Origin of the sequence: Brevundimonas halotolerans (genome assembly GCF_003730275.1) — a bacterium.
Lineage (GTDB): Bacteria > Pseudomonadota > Alphaproteobacteria > Caulobacterales > Caulobacteraceae > Brevundimonas > Brevundimonas halotolerans.
The window spans coordinates 190,793-207,741 of sequence record NZ_QTTA01000016.1; the positions used below are offsets into that span (position 1 = coordinate 190,793).

Below are 16,949 nucleotides of genomic sequence, written 5' to 3' on the forward strand. Positions count from 1 at the left end.
CCCAAACGCCAGCCCATGATCACGCGCTATTCCCGCCCCGCCGCCACAGACATCTGGTCGCAAGAGACCAAATACCGGATCTGGTTCGAGATCGAGGCCCATGCCGCCACGAAGATGGCCGAGCTGGGTACCATCCCGGCCAGCGCCGCCGAAGCCATCTGGGCCAAGGGCAAGGACGTCACCTTCGATGCCGACCGCATCGATGAGATCGAGCGCACCACCAAGCACGACGTCATCGCCTTCCTGACCCATGTGTCAGAGATCGTGGGCGACGAGGCCCGCTTCCTGCATCAGGGCATGACCTCATCCGACGTGCTGGACACCTGTTTCTCGGTCCAGCTGACGCGCGCCTCTGACCTGCTGATCGAGGGTGTCGACCGGGTGCTGGCGGCGCTGGAAACCCGAGCCAGGGAGCACAAATTCACCCCCTGCGTCGGCCGCAGCCACGGCATCCATGCCGAGCCGGTCACTTTCGGCCTCAAGCTGGCCGGCTATCATGCCGAGTTCCAGCGCGCCCGCCGCCGTCTGGTCACGGCCCGCGAAGAGATTGCCACCTGCGCCATCTCGGGCGCCGTCGGCACCTTCGCCAATGTCGACCCGGCGGTGGAGGCCTATGTGGCGGAGAAGATGGGTCTGGCCGTCGAGCCGGTCTCGACCCAGGTGATCCCGCGCGACCGCCACGCGGCCTTCTTTGCCGCCCTTGGCGTGGTCGCCAGCTCCGTCGAGCGTCTGGCTGTGGAGATCCGCCACCTGCAGCGCACCGAGGTGCTGGAGGCCGAGGAATTCTTCGACAAGGGGCAGAAGGGCTCTTCGGCCATGCCGCACAAGCGCAACCCGATCCTGACCGAGAACCTGACCGGCCTCGCCCGGCTGGTCCGCTCAGCCGTGACCCCGGCCATGGAAAACGTCGCCCTCTGGCACGAGCGCGACATCAGCCACTCGTCGGTCGAGCGCGGCATCGGCCCGGACGCGACGATCCATCTGGACTTTGCCCTGCACCGGCTGGCAGGCGTGGTCGAGCGGCTGAACGTCTATCCCGCCAATATGGAAAAGAACCTCAACCTGCTGGGCGGCCTGGTGCACAGCCAGCGGGTCATGCTGGCCCTGACGCAGGCGGGCGTGTCGCGCGAGGACGCCTATGCCGCGGTGCAGGAAAACGCCATGAAGGTCTGGCGCGGCGAGGGGGTCTTCCTCGACTTCCTGAAAGCCGATGACCGGGTCATCCTGCCCGAGGCCGATCTCGAAGCCCTGTTCGACATCGGCTATCACACCAAGCACGTGGACACAGTGTTCGCCCGGGTGTTCGGCGCCTGAAGTGGCTTCGGGGGCAGATGCATCCCCGATCACGAAAAAGACAGGTGCGGTCACATGTCGCGCCGGAAAACGTGATCGCGACGCATCCTTTCGGCGGCTGAGCAGTAATTCTCCCGGTACCGCAATCCGCGGTTCGCCTCAGGAGAAGCGAAAATGAAGTTCACCCGCACCCGCGTCATGACTGCCGTATCGGCCGTCGCCATCCTCGGCCTGGCCGCCTGCAACAGCGAGCCGGAAGCCCCCGCCACCGACGCCATGGAACCGGCCGCGACCGACACCATGGCTCCTGCTGCTGACGGCACCGTTGTCGCCGTCGCTCAGAGCAACCCCGACTTCTCGACCCTGGTCAGCGCTGTCCAGGCGGCCGAACTGGTCGACACCCTGAACGGTGCCGGCCCCTTCACCGTCTTCGCCCCGACCAATGCCGCCTTCGAAAAGATTCCGGCCGACACCCTGAACGGCCTGCTGCAGCCGGAACAGCGTGACGCCCTGACCGGCGTGCTGACCTATCACGTCGTTCCCGGCCAGGTGGATGCTGCGGCGCTGACCCAGCAGATCGAAGAGGGCGGCGGTTCGGCCACCCTGACGACTGTCCAGGGCGGCACCCTGACCGCCTCCATCGTGGACGGTTCGGTCACCCTGACGGACGAAGCCGGCAACACCTCGCGCGTCGTCACTGCTGACGTCGCCGCCTCGAACGGCATCATCCACGCCATCGACACCGTGGTTATGCCCAACTGATCGAGCGACCCTCGTTCCCGCGCGGCCCCATCCTTCGTCGCGCGGGACCGAACCGGGTGATCCATGAAGTCACCCAAACGAAAATGGCCGCGTCCTCACGGGCGCGGCCATTGTCTTGTCCAGAGACTGAACTGGCAGGCGATCAGGCCTCGTTGCGGACCTGATCGCGGGCGATGGAGGACAGTTCGTCCATCTTGCTTCGGATTTCGCCTTCCGAAGCGGTCAGGCCGGCGCCCTTGAAGTCGCCGGCGATCTTGCGGAACACGTCTTCCTCGCCCGGCTGCTCAAAGTCGGCGCGGACCACGGCGGCGGCATATTGCTCGGCGCTTTCGGCGGACAGGCCCATCTTCTCGGCCGCCCACAGACCCAGCAGCTTGTTGCGCCGGGCCATGACCTTGAACTCCTGCTCCTGATCGAGGGCGTATTTGGACTCGAACCCTTTTTCCCGATCGTCGAAGGTGGTCATGGGCGTCAAATGCTCCTGTCGCGAGCCCCGTATTGGCGCGCAGGGCGGTCTATACCCCGCCCGTGACCGAACGCAACAAAAGTCGTTGTCGCAGGCAGGCTGATCGACGCCTGTCCAAGGTTTGTCACCCGCCCCGGCTTCCGCTAAGGAGGGCCACCATCCCTTCCCCCTCAACGGCTGGCCTTGCCCTTTGTGTTTCGCCCCGGATTGTCCCGGTCCGAACGGCAATTCCAGCCCGCGAGATCCTTCGTCCCGCCGGTGATCCGGCCTTCGGAATGCACATGAACGCCAAGCGCAAGAAGCTCTATGAAGGCAAGGCCAAGATCCTCTACGAGGGGCCCGAGCCCGGCACCCTGATCCAGTATTTCAAGGACGACGCCACCGCCTTCAACGGCGAGAAGAAGGCCCAGCTTGAGGGAAAGGGCGTCCTCAACAACCGCATCAGCGAATTCGTCATGTCGCGCCTGAACGGCATCGGTGTGACCAACCATTTCATCAAGCGGCTGAACCTGCGCGAGCAGCTGATCCGCGAGGTCGAGATCATCCCGCTCGAGGTCGTGTGCCGCAACGTCGTGGCCGGCTCGATGAGCCAGCGCCTCGGCATCGAGGAAGGCACCCCCCTGCCCCGCTCGATCATCGAATTCTACTACAAGAAGGATGAGCTCAACGACCCGATGGTCACCGAAGAGCACATCACTGCCTTCAACTGGGCCACCACCCAGGAGCTGGACGACATCCTGGCCATGACCGTCCGCGTGAATGACTATCTGTCGGGCATGTTCGGCGCGGTCGGCATCACCCTGATCGACTTCAAGATCGAGTTCGGCCGCATCTGGGAAAACGACTTCAGCCGCGTGATTCTCGCCGACGAGATCAGCCCCGACAGCTGCCGCCTGTGGGATTCCACCACCGGCGAAAAGCTGGACAAGGACCGCTTCCGCCGCGATCTGGGCAATGTCATCGAAAGCTATACCGAGGTGGCCCGCCGCCTCGGCATCATGAAGGATATGCCGACCGTGATTCAGGGGGGACTGCACTGATGGCGAAAGTAAAGGTTCACATCTTCCTGAAACCCGGCGTGCTGGACGTGCAGGGCAAGGCCGTCGAGGGCGCCTTGAACGGTCTCGGCTGGACCGGCGTCAGCGAGGCCCGCGTCGGCAAGCTGATCCAGTTCGACTACGCCGGCGACGACGTGGAGGCCGAGGTCAAAAAGATGTGCGACACCCTGCTCGCCAACACCGTGATCGAAAGCTACCGCATCGAGGTGGAGTAGGCGTTCGGGAACCCCGCTGCCTTCCCTCCCCTTTTCAATGGGACCCGTAGCGACAGGAGCCTCCATGACCTTCACCCTCACCTCCACCGACATCACCGATGGCGGCGTCCTGCCCGACGCCCAGGTCCAGGCGAAGGGAAATACCTCGCCGCATCTGAAATGGTCCGGCGCGCCCGAGGGCACCAAGTCGTTCGCCATCACCTGCTATGACCCGGATGCCCCGACCGGCTCGGGCTTCTGGCACTGGACGGTCGCCAACATCCCCGCCGACGTCACTGAGATCCCGACGGGCGGTCCCGTGCCCTCCGGCGCGGTCGAGGGCCGCACCGATTTCGGCGAGCCAGGCTTCGGCGGTGCCGCCCCGCCCCCCGGCCATGGCCCGCACCGTTACATCTTCACCGTCTTCGCCGTCGACACCGCCCGGCTGGACGTCACGCCCGACAACTCAGGCGCCGTATTCGGCTTCAACCTGCATTTCCACACCCTGGCCAAGGCGTCGATCACCGCGACCTACGAAAACGCGGGCTAAACAGGCGTCAGCGGCAGGGGTAGCGTTCGACCATCCAGCTGCGCACAGCCTGGTTGAGGGTCTGGCTCTGCCGCGCTGCCGGAACCGCCTGCATGCGCGCCACGATTTCGTCCGGCGACAGGCGAATCCGTTCGGGCATGCAATAGGGCGGCGTGCGACCGGCCCGCCGGGCGGCGGCCTCCTCGGCCCGCGCCGCTTCGAAAGCGCCCTGCACGGCGTTGGCGGCGCGCCGGACGGACGGCCGCAGCAAGGCCGACGGATCCCGGGGCGCATTGGCGGCGATCTGATTGAATTCGCGGACCGTCATCTGCGCCTGGGCCACCGCCCCGCCGACGAACATCAGGGTCAGAACACCGATCAGGGCAAGAAGGCGCATGGGAGGCTCGGAGGGAGTGAAAGGGGCAGACCGGGATAGAAGCAGGCTTCCGGCGCGTCCGCCACGGCTTTTCTGCATCGGCCTGTCGCCCGCCCCGGCTCGGCTCCTGACAACACCCGCGAACCCTGCTACACGCCCGCGCCATGAGCGCAGCCGTCATCGTCTTTCCCGGGTCCAACTGTGATCGCGACTGCAAGGTCGCCGTCGAGCGATCAACCGGCGCGCGCGTCGACATGGTCTGGCATCAGGACACCACCCTGCCCGAGGGGCTCGACCTGATCGTCCTGCCGGGCGGGTTCTCCTACGGCGACTATCTGCGCTGCGGCGCCATGGCGGCCCAGTCGCCGATCATGCAGGCGGTCAAGAAGGCCGCCGACGACGGCGTGGCCGTGGTCGGCATCTGCAATGGCTTCCAGATCCTCTGCGAGGCCGGCATGCTGCCCGGCGCCCTGCTCAGGAACGCCGGCCTGAAATACGTCTGCAAGCTCGTCTCGCTCGAGGTCGCCAACCCCAACACCCGCTTCACCGCCGGCTATCAGGACCAGACTGAGGTCATCATGACCCAAGGCAATGGCGACGGAAACTTCTTCGCCGATGCCGAGACGCTCGCGCGTCTCGAGGGCGAGGGTCAGGTCGTCTTCCGCTATGTCGACAACCCCAATGGCTCGGTCAATTCGATCGCGGGCATCCAGAACGCGCGCGGCAATGTGCTGGGCATGATGCCCCACCCCGACCGTGCCTTCGAGGCCGAGCTCGGCTCCGCCGACGGCGCCACCCTGTTCCGCAGCGTTCTGGACGCGGCATAGCGCCCCCCTATTGAACCTTTGCCGTTCCGGTGCGTAATGCCGTCATGCAAACGCCCGACGCTCTCTCGACCGCCCTCATCCGCCGGCTGATCCTGCTGTCGGCGGTGATCTTCGCCATTGCCATCGGCTATTCCCAGACCGCCATCGGCTGGGGCCAGAGCCCGGCGGAGTTCTCGGCTGACAGCGACGAGACGCTCAAGATCGCCAGCTATGCCTTTGCCATCTGGGGCCTGATCTATCTCGGCCTGTTCGCCCATGCGGTCTTTCAGCTCCTGCCTCAGGGGCGAAACCGCCCCCTGACCGAAGCCCTGGGCTGGCCCGCCGTCGGCGCCCTGCTGGGCATCGGCTGGTGGGTTGTCGCGGCGGCGCTGGATGCCGAGACCACCACCATCATCCTGATCTTCGCCTCCCTACTGGTGATCCTGATCCCCCTGCTGCTCAAGGCGCGCCAGATCCGCGCCATGGGTCGAAAGGATCCGGAGCTGTGGCTGACCGCCTGGCCGCTGATGATGCTGGCCGGCTGGCTGACCGTCGCCGCCCCGGTCAATCTGCTCACCGTCGTGACCGGCAATCAGGCCCTTCCCGACGTCCTGCCGCCGACGCTGTGGGCCATTATCGCCGTCGTCGTCGTCAGCGTGACTGCCCTCGCGGTCACCGCCCGCCTGCGCCAGATCGCCTATGCCCTGCCCATAGCCTGGGGCCTGCTGGCGGTGTTCGTGGCCGAGCAGCCGCGCAATGACTTGCTGGCCTATGTCGCCCTGACCGCGGCCGTCGCCGTGCTGGTCGCTGCCGTCATCCTCAGCTTCCGCCTCCAGCCTGCCAGAAATACGCCGCCGGCCGATCCCCAAGGCTGACTCCGGCCAAGAACCTCGCTAGAAGCGCCAGCCATGAGCGCATCGAAATCCATGGCCGAACTGGCCGCCGAATACGGCCTGTCCCCCGCCGAGTATCAGGTGGTCCTCGACCGTCTGGGGCGCGAGCCCAATGACGTCGAACTGGGCGTCTTCTCGGTCATGTGGTCCGAGCACTGCTCCTACAAATCCTCGAAGGTCCACCTCGGCAAATTCCCGACCAAGGGCCCCCGCGTCATCTGCGGTCCGGGCGAGAACGCCGGCGTCATCGACATCGATGACGGCGATGCCTGCATCTTCAAGATGGAAAGCCATAACCACCCCTCCTACATCGAACCCTATCAAGGCGCGGCGACGGGCGTGGGCGGCATCATGCGCGACGTCTTCACCATGGGCGCGCGGCCCGTGGCCCTGCTCAACGCCCTGCGCTTCGGCGATCCCGAGCATGAAAAGACCCGGCGTCTGGTGACCGGCGTCGTCTCCGGCATCGGCGGCTATGGCAATTGCGTGGGCGTGCCGACCGTGGCAGGCGAGACCAATTTCCACCGGGGCTACAACGGCAACATCCTCGTCAACGCCATGTGCGTGGGCCTGGCCAGGGCCGACAGCATCTTCTACTCCGCTGCCCCCGGGCCCGGCCTGTCGGTCGTCTATTTCGGGTCCAAGACCGGCCGCGACGGCATCCACGGCGCGACCATGTCCTCGGCCGAGTTCGACGATGAGTCCGAGTCGAAGCGCCCGACCGTCCAGGTCGGCGACCCCTTTGCCGAAAAGCTTCTGATCGAGGCGACCCTGGAACTGATGGCCTCCGGCGCCGTCGCCGCCATCCAGGACATGGGCGCCGCCGGCCTGACCTCCTCCTCGGTCGAGATGGCCGGCAAGGGCGGCGTCGGCATCGAGCTCGACATGGACGCCGTGCCCCAGCGCGAGACCGGCATGACCGCCTATGAGATGATGCTGTCCGAAAGCCAGGAGCGCATGCTGGCCGTGCTCAAGCCGGGCCGCGAGGAAGACGGCTACCGCATCTTCAAGAAGTGGGGCCTCGACGCCGCCGTCATCGGCCGCACCACCGACACCGGCCGTCTGGTCCTGAACCATCACGGCAAGGTCGTTTGCGACGTGCCACTGGCGCCCCTGTTCGACGACGCCCCCCTTTATGACCGGCCCTGGGTCCAGCCCGAGCTGCATCCCCGGATCGATCCCAAGGACGTGCCCGCCCCCGACAGCTGGCCCGACGCCGTGCTGAACGTGGTCTGCTGCCCCGACATGGCCTCCAAGCGCTGGCTGTGGGAGCAGTACGACCGCCACGTCATGGCCGACACCCTGCACGACTCGGCCACCGGCGCCGACGCGGGCGTAGTCCGCGTCCACGGCACGGACAAGGGGCTGGCCGTGACCAGCGACTGCACCCCCCGCTATGTCCAGAACGACCCCTACGAAGGCGGCAAACAGTGCGTGGCCGAGGCCTGGCGCAACCTGACCGCCGTGGGCAGCCGCCCGATCGCCATCACCGACAACCTCAACTTCGGCAATCCGCAGCGGCCCGAGATCATGGGCCAGATCGTCCGTGCCATCGACGGCATGGCCGAGGCCTGCCGCGTGCTCGACTTCCCGGTCGTGAGCGGCAATGTCAGCCTCTATAACGAGACCAATGGCGTCGCCATTCCGCCGACCCCGACCGTCGGCGCGGTCGGCCTGCTGCCCAACTATGACGTCACCGTCGGCTTTGGCGGCATGGCCGAGGGCGAGACCCTGGTCCTGATCGGCGAGACCCGCGGCGAGCTGGGCGCCTCCCTCTATCTCCGCGAAGTGCTGGGCCGCGAGGACGGCGCCCCCCCGCCCGTCGATCTGGCGCTGGAGCGCAAAACTGGCGACTTCGTGCGGGAGCGCATCGAGGCCGGCGCCCTGACCTGCGTCCACGACCTCTCCGACGGCGGCCTGATCGGCGCGGCGGCCGACATCGCGCTCGCCTCCGACTGCGGTATCGAGCTGGACGCCACCTCGGCCGAGCACGCCCACATCCTGCTGTTTGCCGAGGATCAGGCCCGCTATCTGGTCGCCGTCGCCGATCCCTCGACCCTGATTGCCGAAGCCCAGGCCGCCGGCCTGCACGCCTCGGTCGTCGGCCGCGCCAGGGGCCGCGACTTCATGTCCGGCGACCTGTTCCGCATTCCGCTCGACCACCTGCGCGAAATGCACGAAGGCTGGATGCCCAACTTGATTCAAGGATAGTCCGATGCGTCTGGCCCTGATCGCCCTCCCCGCCCTCGCCCTGGCCCTCTCCGCCTGCGACGGCGGCGGCGATCCGGTCCAGCAGGCCCTGCGCGACGCCTCGGCCGAACGGCACGCGGCGGCGCTCAAGACCACCGAGGAACAGCAGCGCCAGACCCCGGCCCCGGCCCCCGTCGCGCCCTCTGCCGACCTGGCCCTCGCCTCGGCCCTGATCGCCGACCACGAAGCGGCCATCGCCACGGCCCGCAGTGTCCTCGATCAGTCGCAGGATCCGGACCTTCGCCGCCTCGCCCAGACCACCCTCGACACCCACACCACGGAACTCGCCGAGCTGCGCGCCTGGCAGGCGGGGCGGTAGGCAGCCCTCGTGCCCTTCTCCCCTTGTGGGAGAAGGTGCCCCCTGAGAAGGGGGCGGATGAGGGGTCACATTGCGGTCGGCCCCTCACAGCGCCGGGCAATGCAATCAAATCGCCAACCCTCTGAGAAACCCCTCATCCGAGCCGCTCACGCGGCCCACCTTCTCCCGCAAGGGGAGAAGGGCCGGGAATGCTGGGCTCGGGCGTTCAACTATAAGGCCCGCCCCCGAATTCCCCCGCTCTTTCAACACCCCCACCGCCTCCCGCACCGTTCTGCGCGCCCTGGTCCCGAGGTCACCCATACTGTCCGGTTGCCATAGACCGGTCGACGGAGGCGCAGCCATTCCAGACCATTCAGACGGTTCAGACGGTTCAGACGGTTCAGACGGTTCAGACGGTTCAGACGGTTCAGACGGTGTTTCTTACCCCCTCTCCGTCGGGAGAGGGGGTAGGGGGTGAGGGGTTCACCGTGTCCTTCGGCGTGAGCCGTCGCACTGGTCCTGCCACGGCGTTCGCCGACGGACAGCGCCACCCCTCATCCGGCGCTCACGCGCCACCTTCTCCCATCGGGAGAAGGAAAAACACCCGACCCGCTTCCCCAGTTTCAGACCCTTCAGACCATTCAGACGGTGTTTTTCCCCACCTTCCACCGTCTGAATTCCCGCCCTCCCCCTCCCCTCACCCCGCATCAGCCGTCACAATCGGGCTCTAGCCTGACCGCCCTGCCCTTCCGGAGCCTTACCCATGCGCCTGCCCGCCCTGTCCCGTCGTCAGATGATGCTGTCCCTCGGCATGGGGGGGATGGCGCTGTCGGGGGCCCGGCAGGCGGTCGCCGATCCGATCTTCATCGACTATCCGTTCCAGCTGGGCGTCGCCTCAGGCGACCCGCTGCCCGACGGCTTCGTCATCTGGACGCGGCTGGCACCCAACCCGCTCGAGATCGGGCACGGCATGCCCTCGGCCGCTGTGCCGGTGAAGTGGGAGGTCTCCACCGACACCGGCTTCTCCAGCCCGGTCCGCTCGGGCGAAGCCATGGCCCGGCCCGAGCTGGGCCATGCCGTCCATGTCGAGGTCGAGGGTCTTGAGCCCGGCCGTCCCTATTTCTACCGTTTCGTCGCGGGGCGTGAGCGCAGCGCCATCGGCCGCGCCGTGACCGCCCCTGCCGCCGGCGCCACCATCGACCGCGCCCGGTTCGGTGTGCTGGGCTGTCAGGCCTATGAGCAGGGCTTCTACACCGCCCACCGCAAGGCCGCCGACGAGCGGTTCGACTTCATCTATTGCTACGGCGACTACATCTATGAGGGTCGAGGCAGCCGCCTCTACAACGGCTCGGGCGGCACCTTCGAGAACCCGCGCCAGCATCTGGGCGGAGAGGTCTACAGCCTCGACGACTACCGGCGCCGCTATGCCCAGTACAAGATGGACGCCGACCTTCAGGCCAGCCACGCCTCGACCGCCTGGTTCTGCACCTGGGACGACCACGAGATCGACAACAACTGGGTCTCGGCCCTCGATCAGGACGGCACCCCGCCCGAGGTCTTCATGCTGCGCCAGCAGGCCGCCATGCAGGCCTGGTACGAGAATATGCCGGTGCGCCGCTCGGCCTTCCCCAAGGGCTCCTCGCTGCAGCTCTATCGTCAGGCCGGCTGGGGCAATCTGCTGGACCTCAATCTGCTGGACACGCGCCAGTACCGCTCGGACCAGCCCTGCGACGACAGTTGGGCGAACAGCTGCGCCGGGGTCAGCGACCGCAACGCCCAGGTGCTGGGTGAGGCCCAGGAACAGTGGCTGTACCGCAACCTCGACCGCTCACAGGCCCGCTGGAAGGTGCTGGCCCAGCAGATCATGGTCATGGACCTAGACCGCAAGGAAGGCCCCGATCTGGGCTTCAACCTGGACACCTGGGCCGGCTATGCCATCCCGCGCCGCCGCCTGCTGGAGCGCGTGCGCGACCGGCGTATCGACAACCTCGTCGTCCTGACCGGCGACGAGCATCAGAACTATGCCGGCGAGTTGCACATCGACGGCCGCGATCCGTCCGGGGCCCCGGTGGCCAGCGAGTTCGTCACCACATCGATCAGCTCCTCGGGCGACGGCACCGACCAGCGCGCCGACGGCCGCCGCTATCTGGAGGACAACCCCTTCCTCAAGTTCAACAATGCCCAGCGGGGCTACGCCGTCTGCGACGTGACCGCCGAGCGTTGGCAGACCGAGTTCAAGGTGCTGGACAAGGTGTCGGACCGGTCGGGCACGCTGTCGACCCGGGCGACCTTCGCCGTCGCGTCGGGCGATCCGCGCGTGGTGCCGGCTTAAGGGATCAGGCCTAGGCCTTCGCCGCTCCGGCGCGAAGGCCGCGCTCGGCCAGGGCGACGATCGCCACTCCGCCCATGGTCAGGGCCGCCCCGGTCAGGATCTGGGGCGTCAGCACATCGCCCATCAGGCCCCAGCCGATCAGGATCGACACCACCGGCGTCGCCAGCAGATAGGGGGTCACGCGCCCGGCCTCGCGCCGCTGGACCAGCCAGAAGACCAGGGTGGTGGCCACGACAGACGAGGCCAGCCCGCCCCACAGCACCGAGGCCCAAGCGATCGGCGGGGCACTCATGGCCGCCGCCATCTGGTCCCGCTCAAAGGCGAACGAGGCCAGCGCCAGCACCGGCATGGTCACCGCGGCCAGCAGGCCCTGCATCTTCAGCGGCGGGATCGAGGTCGTGCGCCGCGCGATCACCGTCGTCAGGGCCCAGGCCGCCGCCGCGCCGATGCCGACCAGGATGGCGTCCCAGTCCTGCAGCACATGGGGGTCGGCCGACATCCACACCACGCCGACGAAGGCCACCGCCAGCCCTGCCAGCGCCGGCCGCTTCAGCCGCTCGCCCAGCAGGAGGAAGGCGAACAGGGCCGTGAACGGGATCCACAGCTGGGCCGCCACCGACACCGGACTGACGTCATCCGCCAGCCAGAAGGCCACATAGATCAAGCCGTAATGCAGCGGCCCGCCCACCCCCACGATCAGCAGCAGGCTCTTCCAGTTCGGAAACGGCGGGCGGATGAAGGCGGTCAGGCACAGGGCCGTCAGGGCGAACCGCATCGACCCCGTCATCAGCGGCGGCAGGGAGTCGGTCGCCACCTTGGCCGCGGCGTTGTTCACGCCCCAGATGACGATCACGGCGACGATGGCCGCGATCTCCAGCAGGCTCAGATTGTGGGGAATCAGGGGGCGGGTCTGGGTCACGCGCCGCTCTTGGCACAGTTCCGCCCCGTCCGCCCGTCAACAGCGGTGACGGACGGTTTCAGGGCCTGTGACCTAGAAGGGGATGTCGTCGTTGAGGTCGTAGTTCTCCTTCGGACCCGACGGGCGCGACTGGCCCCCCGAGGAGAATCCCGAGCCGTAGTCATCGTCCCCGCGACCGCCGCCGCCGCCGCCGCCCGAACCGCCGCCGTCACCGCGACCGCCCAGCATGGTCAGATTGCCGGTGAAGCGCTGGATCACGACCTCGGTCGTATACTTCTCGATGCCCTGCTGGTCGGTGTACTTGCGGGTCGTCAGCGCGCCCTCAATGTACACGGTCGAGCCCTTCTTCAGGTAGTTCTCGGCCACCTTGACGATGTTCTCGTTGAAGATGACCACCTGGTGCCACTCGGTCTTCTCCTTGCGCTCGCCAGAGGTCTTGTCGCGCCAGGACTCGGACGTCGCGATCCGCAGATTGCAGACCCGGTCGCCGCTGTTGAGGGTGCGGATCTCGGGGTCCTTGCCCAGATTGCCGATCAGAATGACCTTGTTGACGCTGCCCGCCATCTTCCAACTCCGTTTCTCGGACCCTCTCGCGGGCCATTTGTTCTGTTAATGTTCTCGCCTGCCAGGCGGCTGGCGTCAAGCCACGCGGGACTATTGGGCCGGGGCGGCCGGCGGATTTTCGGCCACCGCCACGGGGCGCCCGTCCTCGTCGCGCACGATGGCGCCCGGAACGGCCAGCCGCCCGTCGCCGGTGCGGGCCAGGGCGAAGAAGCGCGCCCCGGTCAGGGTCTTGCCGAACTTCACGCCCTGCGGGTCGATGAAGATGAACTGCCCCTGATAGGCCCCGATGATCTCGCGGTTCGTGCCGCCCATCCGCAGGAACCGGACCCGCATCTCCTCGAGCCGCGCGGCGCACAGTTCGATCTGGGGCTGGTCGCGCGCCACGACATTCAACTTGGGGGCCTCGCCCTCGGTCTCGCCGGGGACGACATAGTAGCAGACCCCCGCGTCATAGGGCGCCTCGAACGCATTGGTGCAGGCCGCCAGACCGGCCGTCGCCGCACCCAGGATCATCGTTGAAAGAAGCGCTCTCATCCGCCCATCCCCGGGAAGGTGCAGGTCCTGCGGTCCTGCTCGGCCAGGGTGCGGAAGTTGGCGTTGTCCGAGGACTGTTCCACCCGCCCGGGCACCAGCCGCAGGGTCAGGTCACCCCACCGCCCGTACCGCGCCTCACCGGGGCGCACACAGGTGCCCGAATACAGAAGCTGCACACAGGCCTCCCGGCCCATGGAACTGGACAGCGAGCGCCAGTCCGATCCCGTGTGGCGCAGACAGGCCGCCGTCGGGCCCGAGGGGGCTTCGGCGCGCTCAACCGGCGTCTCGACGATCGGCGGGACGTCCTCGACCTCGATCGGGGGCAGGGTCGGCGGCGGCGCCAGCGACGCGGTCGGGGCCGCAACCAAGGCACCGGTTTCGTCGAGGCCGACATCCAGGGCCTCGGTCGCCAGACCATTGCGCTGGGCGCATTGATCCAGCGTCAGCATGCCGACGAACTGCCCCTCGACGAAGCAGCGCAGTTCGCGCGTCGGCTCCAGCGATTGAGGCTCGGCCACGTCGACCTGAAGGTTGCCCCTGGGGCCCTCCGGCGCCTCTTCGCCGCCGCCGCGTGTGAAGATCAGCGCCAGCACAATGGCCGCGATCACGGCCAGACCGGCACCGATCGCCAGGATGATACGGTTATCAGGAGGGGTGGCCATGCGGCGGGGCTCGACAGGAACTAGCGAAGGCAACCAATAACCCCGACCGGCCCTCTGGCGTCAACCGCCTTCGGCCCGATCCACCGTCTTAGCCACCCAGTCGGGCCAAGGCCGCCTGATAGTTTGCCAACTGAGCCGTAAGATAGGCAGGAACCGGCCCGGAGGTCGCATTGCTGGTCGATGCGGGGGCCAGCGACCGATAGGCGTCGCGGACCGCCTTCATTGCGGCCTGCAGGCGCTCTCCTGATGCGGTGCGGGCCTCCTCGGTCAGCAGGCTCAGCGCCTGGGGCAGATCCAGCCCGAAGGTCCTGGGACCATCCTTGGTCGCCGTCGGTCCGATGAAGCCTGCGGAAAGGCCCAGACCGGCAAGGGCATCGCGCCCTGGCTCACCCGACACCAGAACCGCGCCCTCGCGGCCATCGCGGGCAGTGATCGACAGACGCTGCACCCCCGCCAGCACCGCATTCAGCCCCTCGCGGGCATTCTCCGCCGGAGCACTCTCCGAGGCGACCGTGACCTTGAGGCGAGCGCCGGATGCCAGCTCGATCTTGCGCGCCAGGGTCTGAAGGGTATCGCGAGCATCAATGGTCACCGCCACCGCCCGTCCGCCCGAGGCCGGCACCACCGAGAACCGGTCACCCACGCGCAGCGCGGTGGCATCGACCAGCTTCTTGGACTCGCTCTGCACAATCTCTCCGGAGGGCAGGCCCAGTCGGTCCAGCACACTGCTGGCCCCGCTGGCGACCGCCAGGGTGAGCGGCGCCGCCTGCTCATTCTGTCCGGCCCAGCTGCGGCTCCACTCGACGACCCCGGTCAGCGGATCAACGCGACTGAGATAGCCCTGCACGGGATCGTCGTCCTCGGCCGTCACCGAGCGGGCAGACGTCCCGGTCATCCACAGCTTGCCGTCCAGCAGCTTGACGTCCGAGACCGCATCCTCATTCTCGGTGCCGATATAGGTCAGCCGCTCGGCGCCGGATGCCGTCAGATCCTCCGACAGCACGGCGACAAAGGCATCGAGCCCGCCGTTGTGCGCCTGATTGACGGTTCCGACGTCCAGCGCCGCATTGCGGGTGACACCCGCGACGATCACCTGCCCCTGATCGACCTGCAGACCCTTGACCGAACCGTTCATGACCCCGAGGTCGCGCGTTGACAGTAGCTGCGGCTCGCCCCCGGCTGTCAGCTGGAAACGGCGCACGATCAGACGTCCGTCTTCCTCCCCGGCGGTATAGAGGCTGTTGCCGTTGACCGCCGTCGCCTGGACGGCATCATCGCCCGTACTGCCGAACTGGACGGTCCCGTCGACCGTCGCGGTCCAGGCTGCGGTCGGATAGGGCTGGCTGCTGGTGAAGGCCTGCACATAGGAGTCCCAGCCCCCGATCCCGGCCGCGCCCGGCATGGCCGACTTCGCACGGCCCGTGACGATCACCTGGCCATCCGCGCTGAATTTCACTCCAGTGGCCTCGTCCGCGGCCCGTGCGCCGCGACGCTGGGTCCAGAGTTCCTGACCATTGGCGTCGTACATTGTGACGAAGCTGTCGAGCTCCCCGGCCACATCGCCGCTCTGGCCAGGTATAAGGGAGCCGGTCACCGAGCCCGCGACGGCGACCCGTCCCGCATCGTCGACCGCCAGCGCATAGCCGGACGCCTGATCGGCAGCGCCCAGTGCCCGGGTGCTGACCACGCGGCCTGCGGAGTCCAGCTTGATCAGGGCGACATCGGACTGGCCCTTGATCGGCAGATTGCCCGGGCCTTCCTCCATATCGGCCACCAGCCACAGGGCGCCGTCCGGCCCGGTCGCGCTGGCCCGGACGGTCTTGATGCCCTCGGGCAGCGGCGTCTGGGACACGCGCCCGTCGATCCATTGCGTCTCGCCGATACGGGCGCTGGCCGGCGTCGCGGCGGTCGCCGTATCGGCCTGGAACTTCAGCACCTCATGGGCCCCGCCGGTCCCCGTTCCCTGCACCACATAGACGGCGTCCGACGGATCTGGCGCCGAGAAGGACACAGCCTCAGTCGACACCCCGCGTATGGCCAGCGACCACAGGTCCGGGCCCGCCGGCAGGGTCACGGTGCGGCCGCCGACCTGCAGGGTGCGGACCTCCGCCGCCTGCCGCTCTCGCCCGATCCGTGTCTCCAGACCGGCAGCCTGAAGCTTGTCGTTGATATGGGCCGTCACCGCCCCCAGGGTGCGCGGCGCGGTGCCCATCTCGGACAGGTCGATCCGGACTGTATGGGTGTCATTCAGCCGTTTGACGTTGATGTCGAAGACGACCGCGCCCTCGAACGCCGTCACCGGGCTCGCGACATCGCCCTCGTGGATGGGCGAAGTGATCGAGATGGCAGAGTCCCGCCGTACACCGGCACTGGTCTTGCTGAGCGACTCGGTGACCCCGGCGACCAGCCGCACGTCCTGGAGCGGGGCCGAGGCGACATAGCTGCTGATTTCCTTGAGGCCCTGATCAAACCGCTTGGTGATCAGCGACAGCTCCGTGCTGCTGACGCCCTTGACCCCGGCCCGGTTGGCGAGGGCGTTCAGGCTTTCCAGCCCCTGATAGAGGGCGAACAGACGGCGGTAATCCTCGGACGCCGAGGTCACATCCAGCTTGGCCGCATTCTCATCAATCAGGCGTCGACCGCCCAGCGCCGAGCGGACCAGCGTATCCGCCTCAGGGACGACGGCACCGGACGACCAGGGCGGTGTCGGCTGGGCCTTTTTCGGGGCGAGCGCGGACGCGCCAAGCGCTCCTCCAGAGGAGAAGGTCGAAGTGCCTCCGAACAGGCCCAGAAGATAGCTGTTGTCGATCATGGCGTGCTCTTCGCCACCCTGACGGCTGCGTCGCAATGAAGCGTTAACGTCCGTCCACGGAACCCCGAATCGTCCTAAGGGTTAATGGCACGTTCGCTGAAACGGCCCGATGGAGCTTACGTCCATGGTTGTGTTGAGTAGGCTGCTGTATTCATTCCTGTCCCTGTACGGCTTCACCAGCCGGACCGAGCGTCGGAGCCG

17 protein-coding genes are annotated in these 16,949 nt (G+C 67.3%); 10 read left to right on the top strand and 7 right to left on the bottom strand.

The genetic code is table 11. The features are described from left to right. The first annotated feature begins 15 nt into the window (after positions 1-15). Complete coding sequence (gene purB, locus EG854_RS07005) at positions 16-1,314, top strand: adenylosuccinate lyase (protein ID WP_123287224.1); 1,299 nt, start codon at positions 16-18, stop codon at positions 1,312-1,314. 153 nt (positions 1,315-1,467) lie between these two features. Next, on the top strand, positions 1,468-2,055 hold the full coding sequence (locus tag EG854_RS07010) for a fasciclin domain-containing protein (RefSeq protein WP_123287226.1): 588 nt from the start codon (positions 1,468-1,470) through the stop codon (positions 2,053-2,055). A gap of 142 nt (positions 2,056-2,197) precedes the next feature. Here the strand turns inward: EG854_RS07010 and EG854_RS07015 are convergent, their stop codons facing one another. Further along, a complete protein-coding gene (locus tag EG854_RS07015; RefSeq protein ID WP_123287228.1) occupies positions 2,198-2,521 on the bottom strand; it encodes a DUF1476 domain-containing protein in 324 nt (107 codons plus the stop codon). 281 nt (positions 2,522-2,802) lie between these two features. On the opposite strand from EG854_RS07015, the gene purC reads away from it, so the two are divergent. The 3 genes from purC (at position 2,803) to EG854_RS07030 (ending at position 4,323) form a co-directional block, all read left to right on the top strand. Continuing rightward, the gene (purC, locus tag EG854_RS07020) at positions 2,803-3,561 is read left to right on the top strand and encodes a phosphoribosylaminoimidazolesuccinocarboxamide synthase (protein WP_123287230.1); all 759 of its coding nucleotides are present in this window, start codon (positions 2,803-2,805) and stop codon (positions 3,559-3,561) included. Then, positions 3,561-3,794 (top strand): phosphoribosylformylglycinamidine synthase subunit PurS, encoded by a 234-nt coding sequence (gene purS, locus EG854_RS07025; protein ID WP_123287232.1) that lies wholly within the window; start codon positions 3,561-3,563, stop codon positions 3,792-3,794. The genes purC and purS overlap by 1 nt, the downstream gene beginning before the upstream one ends. Positions 3,795-3,858: 64 nt before the next feature. Next, positions 3,859-4,323: a YbhB/YbcL family Raf kinase inhibitor-like protein gene (locus tag EG854_RS07030; RefSeq protein ID WP_123287234.1), complete on the top strand. Its 465-nt coding sequence runs from the start codon at positions 3,859-3,861 to the stop codon at positions 4,321-4,323. 7 nt (positions 4,324-4,330) lie between these two features. On the opposite strand, the gene EG854_RS07035 is transcribed toward EG854_RS07030, so the two are convergent. Beyond that, entirely contained in the window at positions 4,331-4,699 is a 369-nt protein-coding gene (locus EG854_RS07035; RefSeq protein ID WP_123287236.1) for a hypothetical protein, read from the bottom strand. Between the two features lie 143 nt (positions 4,700-4,842). Here EG854_RS07035 and purQ point away from each other — a divergent pair, with 143 nt between their 5' ends. From purQ to EG854_RS07065, 5 genes are all read left to right on the top strand, one after another. Next, positions 4,843-5,505: a phosphoribosylformylglycinamidine synthase subunit PurQ gene (gene purQ / locus EG854_RS07040; RefSeq protein ID WP_123287238.1), complete on the top strand. Its 663-nt coding sequence runs from the start codon at positions 4,843-4,845 to the stop codon at positions 5,503-5,505. A 44-nt stretch (positions 5,506-5,549) separates the two neighbouring features. After that, on the top strand, positions 5,550-6,359 hold the full coding sequence (locus EG854_RS07045) for a hypothetical protein (protein ID WP_123287240.1): 810 nt from the start codon (positions 5,550-5,552) through the stop codon (positions 6,357-6,359). Positions 6,360-6,392: 33 nt separating this feature from the next. Continuing rightward, entirely contained in the window at positions 6,393-8,588 is a 2,196-nt protein-coding gene (gene purL / locus EG854_RS07050) for a phosphoribosylformylglycinamidine synthase subunit PurL (protein WP_123287242.1), read from the top strand. A gap of 4 nt (positions 8,589-8,592) precedes the next feature. Then, on the top strand, positions 8,593-8,946 hold the full coding sequence (locus tag EG854_RS07055; protein ID WP_123287244.1) for a DUF305 domain-containing protein: 354 nt from the start codon (positions 8,593-8,595) through the stop codon (positions 8,944-8,946). Between the two features lie 742 nt (positions 8,947-9,688). Continuing rightward, positions 9,689-11,257, top strand: a complete 1,569-nt coding sequence (locus EG854_RS07065) for an alkaline phosphatase D family protein (protein WP_123287246.1) — start codon at positions 9,689-9,691, stop codon at positions 11,255-11,257. Between the two features lie 10 nt (positions 11,258-11,267). On the opposite strand, the gene EG854_RS07070 is transcribed toward EG854_RS07065, so the two are convergent. From EG854_RS07070 to EG854_RS07090, 5 genes are all read right to left on the bottom strand, one after another. After that, positions 11,268-12,176, bottom strand: coding sequence for a DMT family transporter (locus EG854_RS07070; RefSeq protein WP_123287247.1), 909 nt, complete (start codon positions 12,174-12,176; stop codon positions 11,268-11,270). A 72-nt stretch (positions 12,177-12,248) separates the two neighbouring features. Beyond that, positions 12,249-12,740, bottom strand: coding sequence for a single-stranded DNA-binding protein (gene ssb, locus EG854_RS07075; RefSeq protein ID WP_123287249.1), 492 nt, complete (start codon positions 12,738-12,740; stop codon positions 12,249-12,251). 90 nt (positions 12,741-12,830) lie between these two features. Then, entirely contained in the window at positions 12,831-13,274 is a 444-nt protein-coding gene (locus EG854_RS07080; RefSeq protein WP_123287251.1) for a hypothetical protein, read from the bottom strand. Beyond that, a complete protein-coding gene (locus tag EG854_RS07085) occupies positions 13,271-13,936 on the bottom strand; it encodes a hypothetical protein (RefSeq protein ID WP_123287253.1) in 666 nt (221 codons plus the stop codon). Before EG854_RS07085 ends, EG854_RS07080 begins: the two co-directional genes overlap by 4 nt. A gap of 88 nt (positions 13,937-14,024) precedes the next feature. Beyond that, positions 14,025-16,748 carry a transcriptional regulator gene (locus EG854_RS07090; protein WP_123287255.1) on the bottom strand — a complete coding sequence of 908 codons (2,724 nt, stop codon included), beginning with the start codon at positions 16,746-16,748 and terminating at the stop codon, positions 14,025-14,027. Between the last annotated feature and the right edge of the window lie 201 nt (positions 16,749-16,949).

Bases quoted from the DNA above. Each gene is read 5' to 3' on its own strand.
- purB (WP_123287224.1), top strand. From the start codon at position 16: ATGATCACGCGCTATTCCCGCCCCGCCGCCACAGACATCTGGTCGCAA.
- EG854_RS07010 (WP_123287226.1), top strand. From the start codon at position 1,468: ATGAAGTTCACCCGCACCCGCGTCATGACTGCCGTATCGGCCGTCGCC.
- EG854_RS07015 (WP_123287228.1), bottom strand. From the start codon at position 2,521: ATGACCACCTTCGACGATCGGGAAAAAGGGTTCGAGTCCAAATACGCC.
- purC (WP_123287230.1), top strand. From the start codon at position 2,803: ATGAACGCCAAGCGCAAGAAGCTCTATGAAGGCAAGGCCAAGATCCTC.
- purS (WP_123287232.1), top strand. From the start codon at position 3,561: ATGGCGAAAGTAAAGGTTCACATCTTCCTGAAACCCGGCGTGCTGGAC.
- EG854_RS07030 (WP_123287234.1), top strand. From the start codon at position 3,859: ATGACCTTCACCCTCACCTCCACCGACATCACCGATGGCGGCGTCCTG.
- EG854_RS07035 (WP_123287236.1), bottom strand. From the start codon at position 4,699: ATGCGCCTTCTTGCCCTGATCGGTGTTCTGACCCTGATGTTCGTCGGC.
- purQ (WP_123287238.1), top strand. From the start codon at position 4,843: ATGAGCGCAGCCGTCATCGTCTTTCCCGGGTCCAACTGTGATCGCGAC.
- EG854_RS07045 (WP_123287240.1), top strand. From the start codon at position 5,550: ATGCAAACGCCCGACGCTCTCTCGACCGCCCTCATCCGCCGGCTGATC.
- purL (WP_123287242.1), top strand. From the start codon at position 6,393: ATGAGCGCATCGAAATCCATGGCCGAACTGGCCGCCGAATACGGCCTG.
- EG854_RS07055 (WP_123287244.1), top strand. From the start codon at position 8,593: ATGCGTCTGGCCCTGATCGCCCTCCCCGCCCTCGCCCTGGCCCTCTCC.
- EG854_RS07065 (WP_123287246.1), top strand. From the start codon at position 9,689: ATGCGCCTGCCCGCCCTGTCCCGTCGTCAGATGATGCTGTCCCTCGGC.
- ssb (WP_123287249.1), bottom strand. From the start codon at position 12,740: ATGGCGGGCAGCGTCAACAAGGTCATTCTGATCGGCAATCTGGGCAAG.
- EG854_RS07080 (WP_123287251.1), bottom strand. From the start codon at position 13,274: ATGAGAGCGCTTCTTTCAACGATGATCCTGGGTGCGGCGACGGCCGGT.
- EG854_RS07085 (WP_123287253.1), bottom strand. From the start codon at position 13,936: ATGGCCACCCCTCCTGATAACCGTATCATCCTGGCGATCGGTGCCGGT.
- EG854_RS07090 (WP_123287255.1), bottom strand. From the start codon at position 16,748: ATGATCGACAACAGCTATCTTCTGGGCCTGTTCGGAGGCACTTCGACC.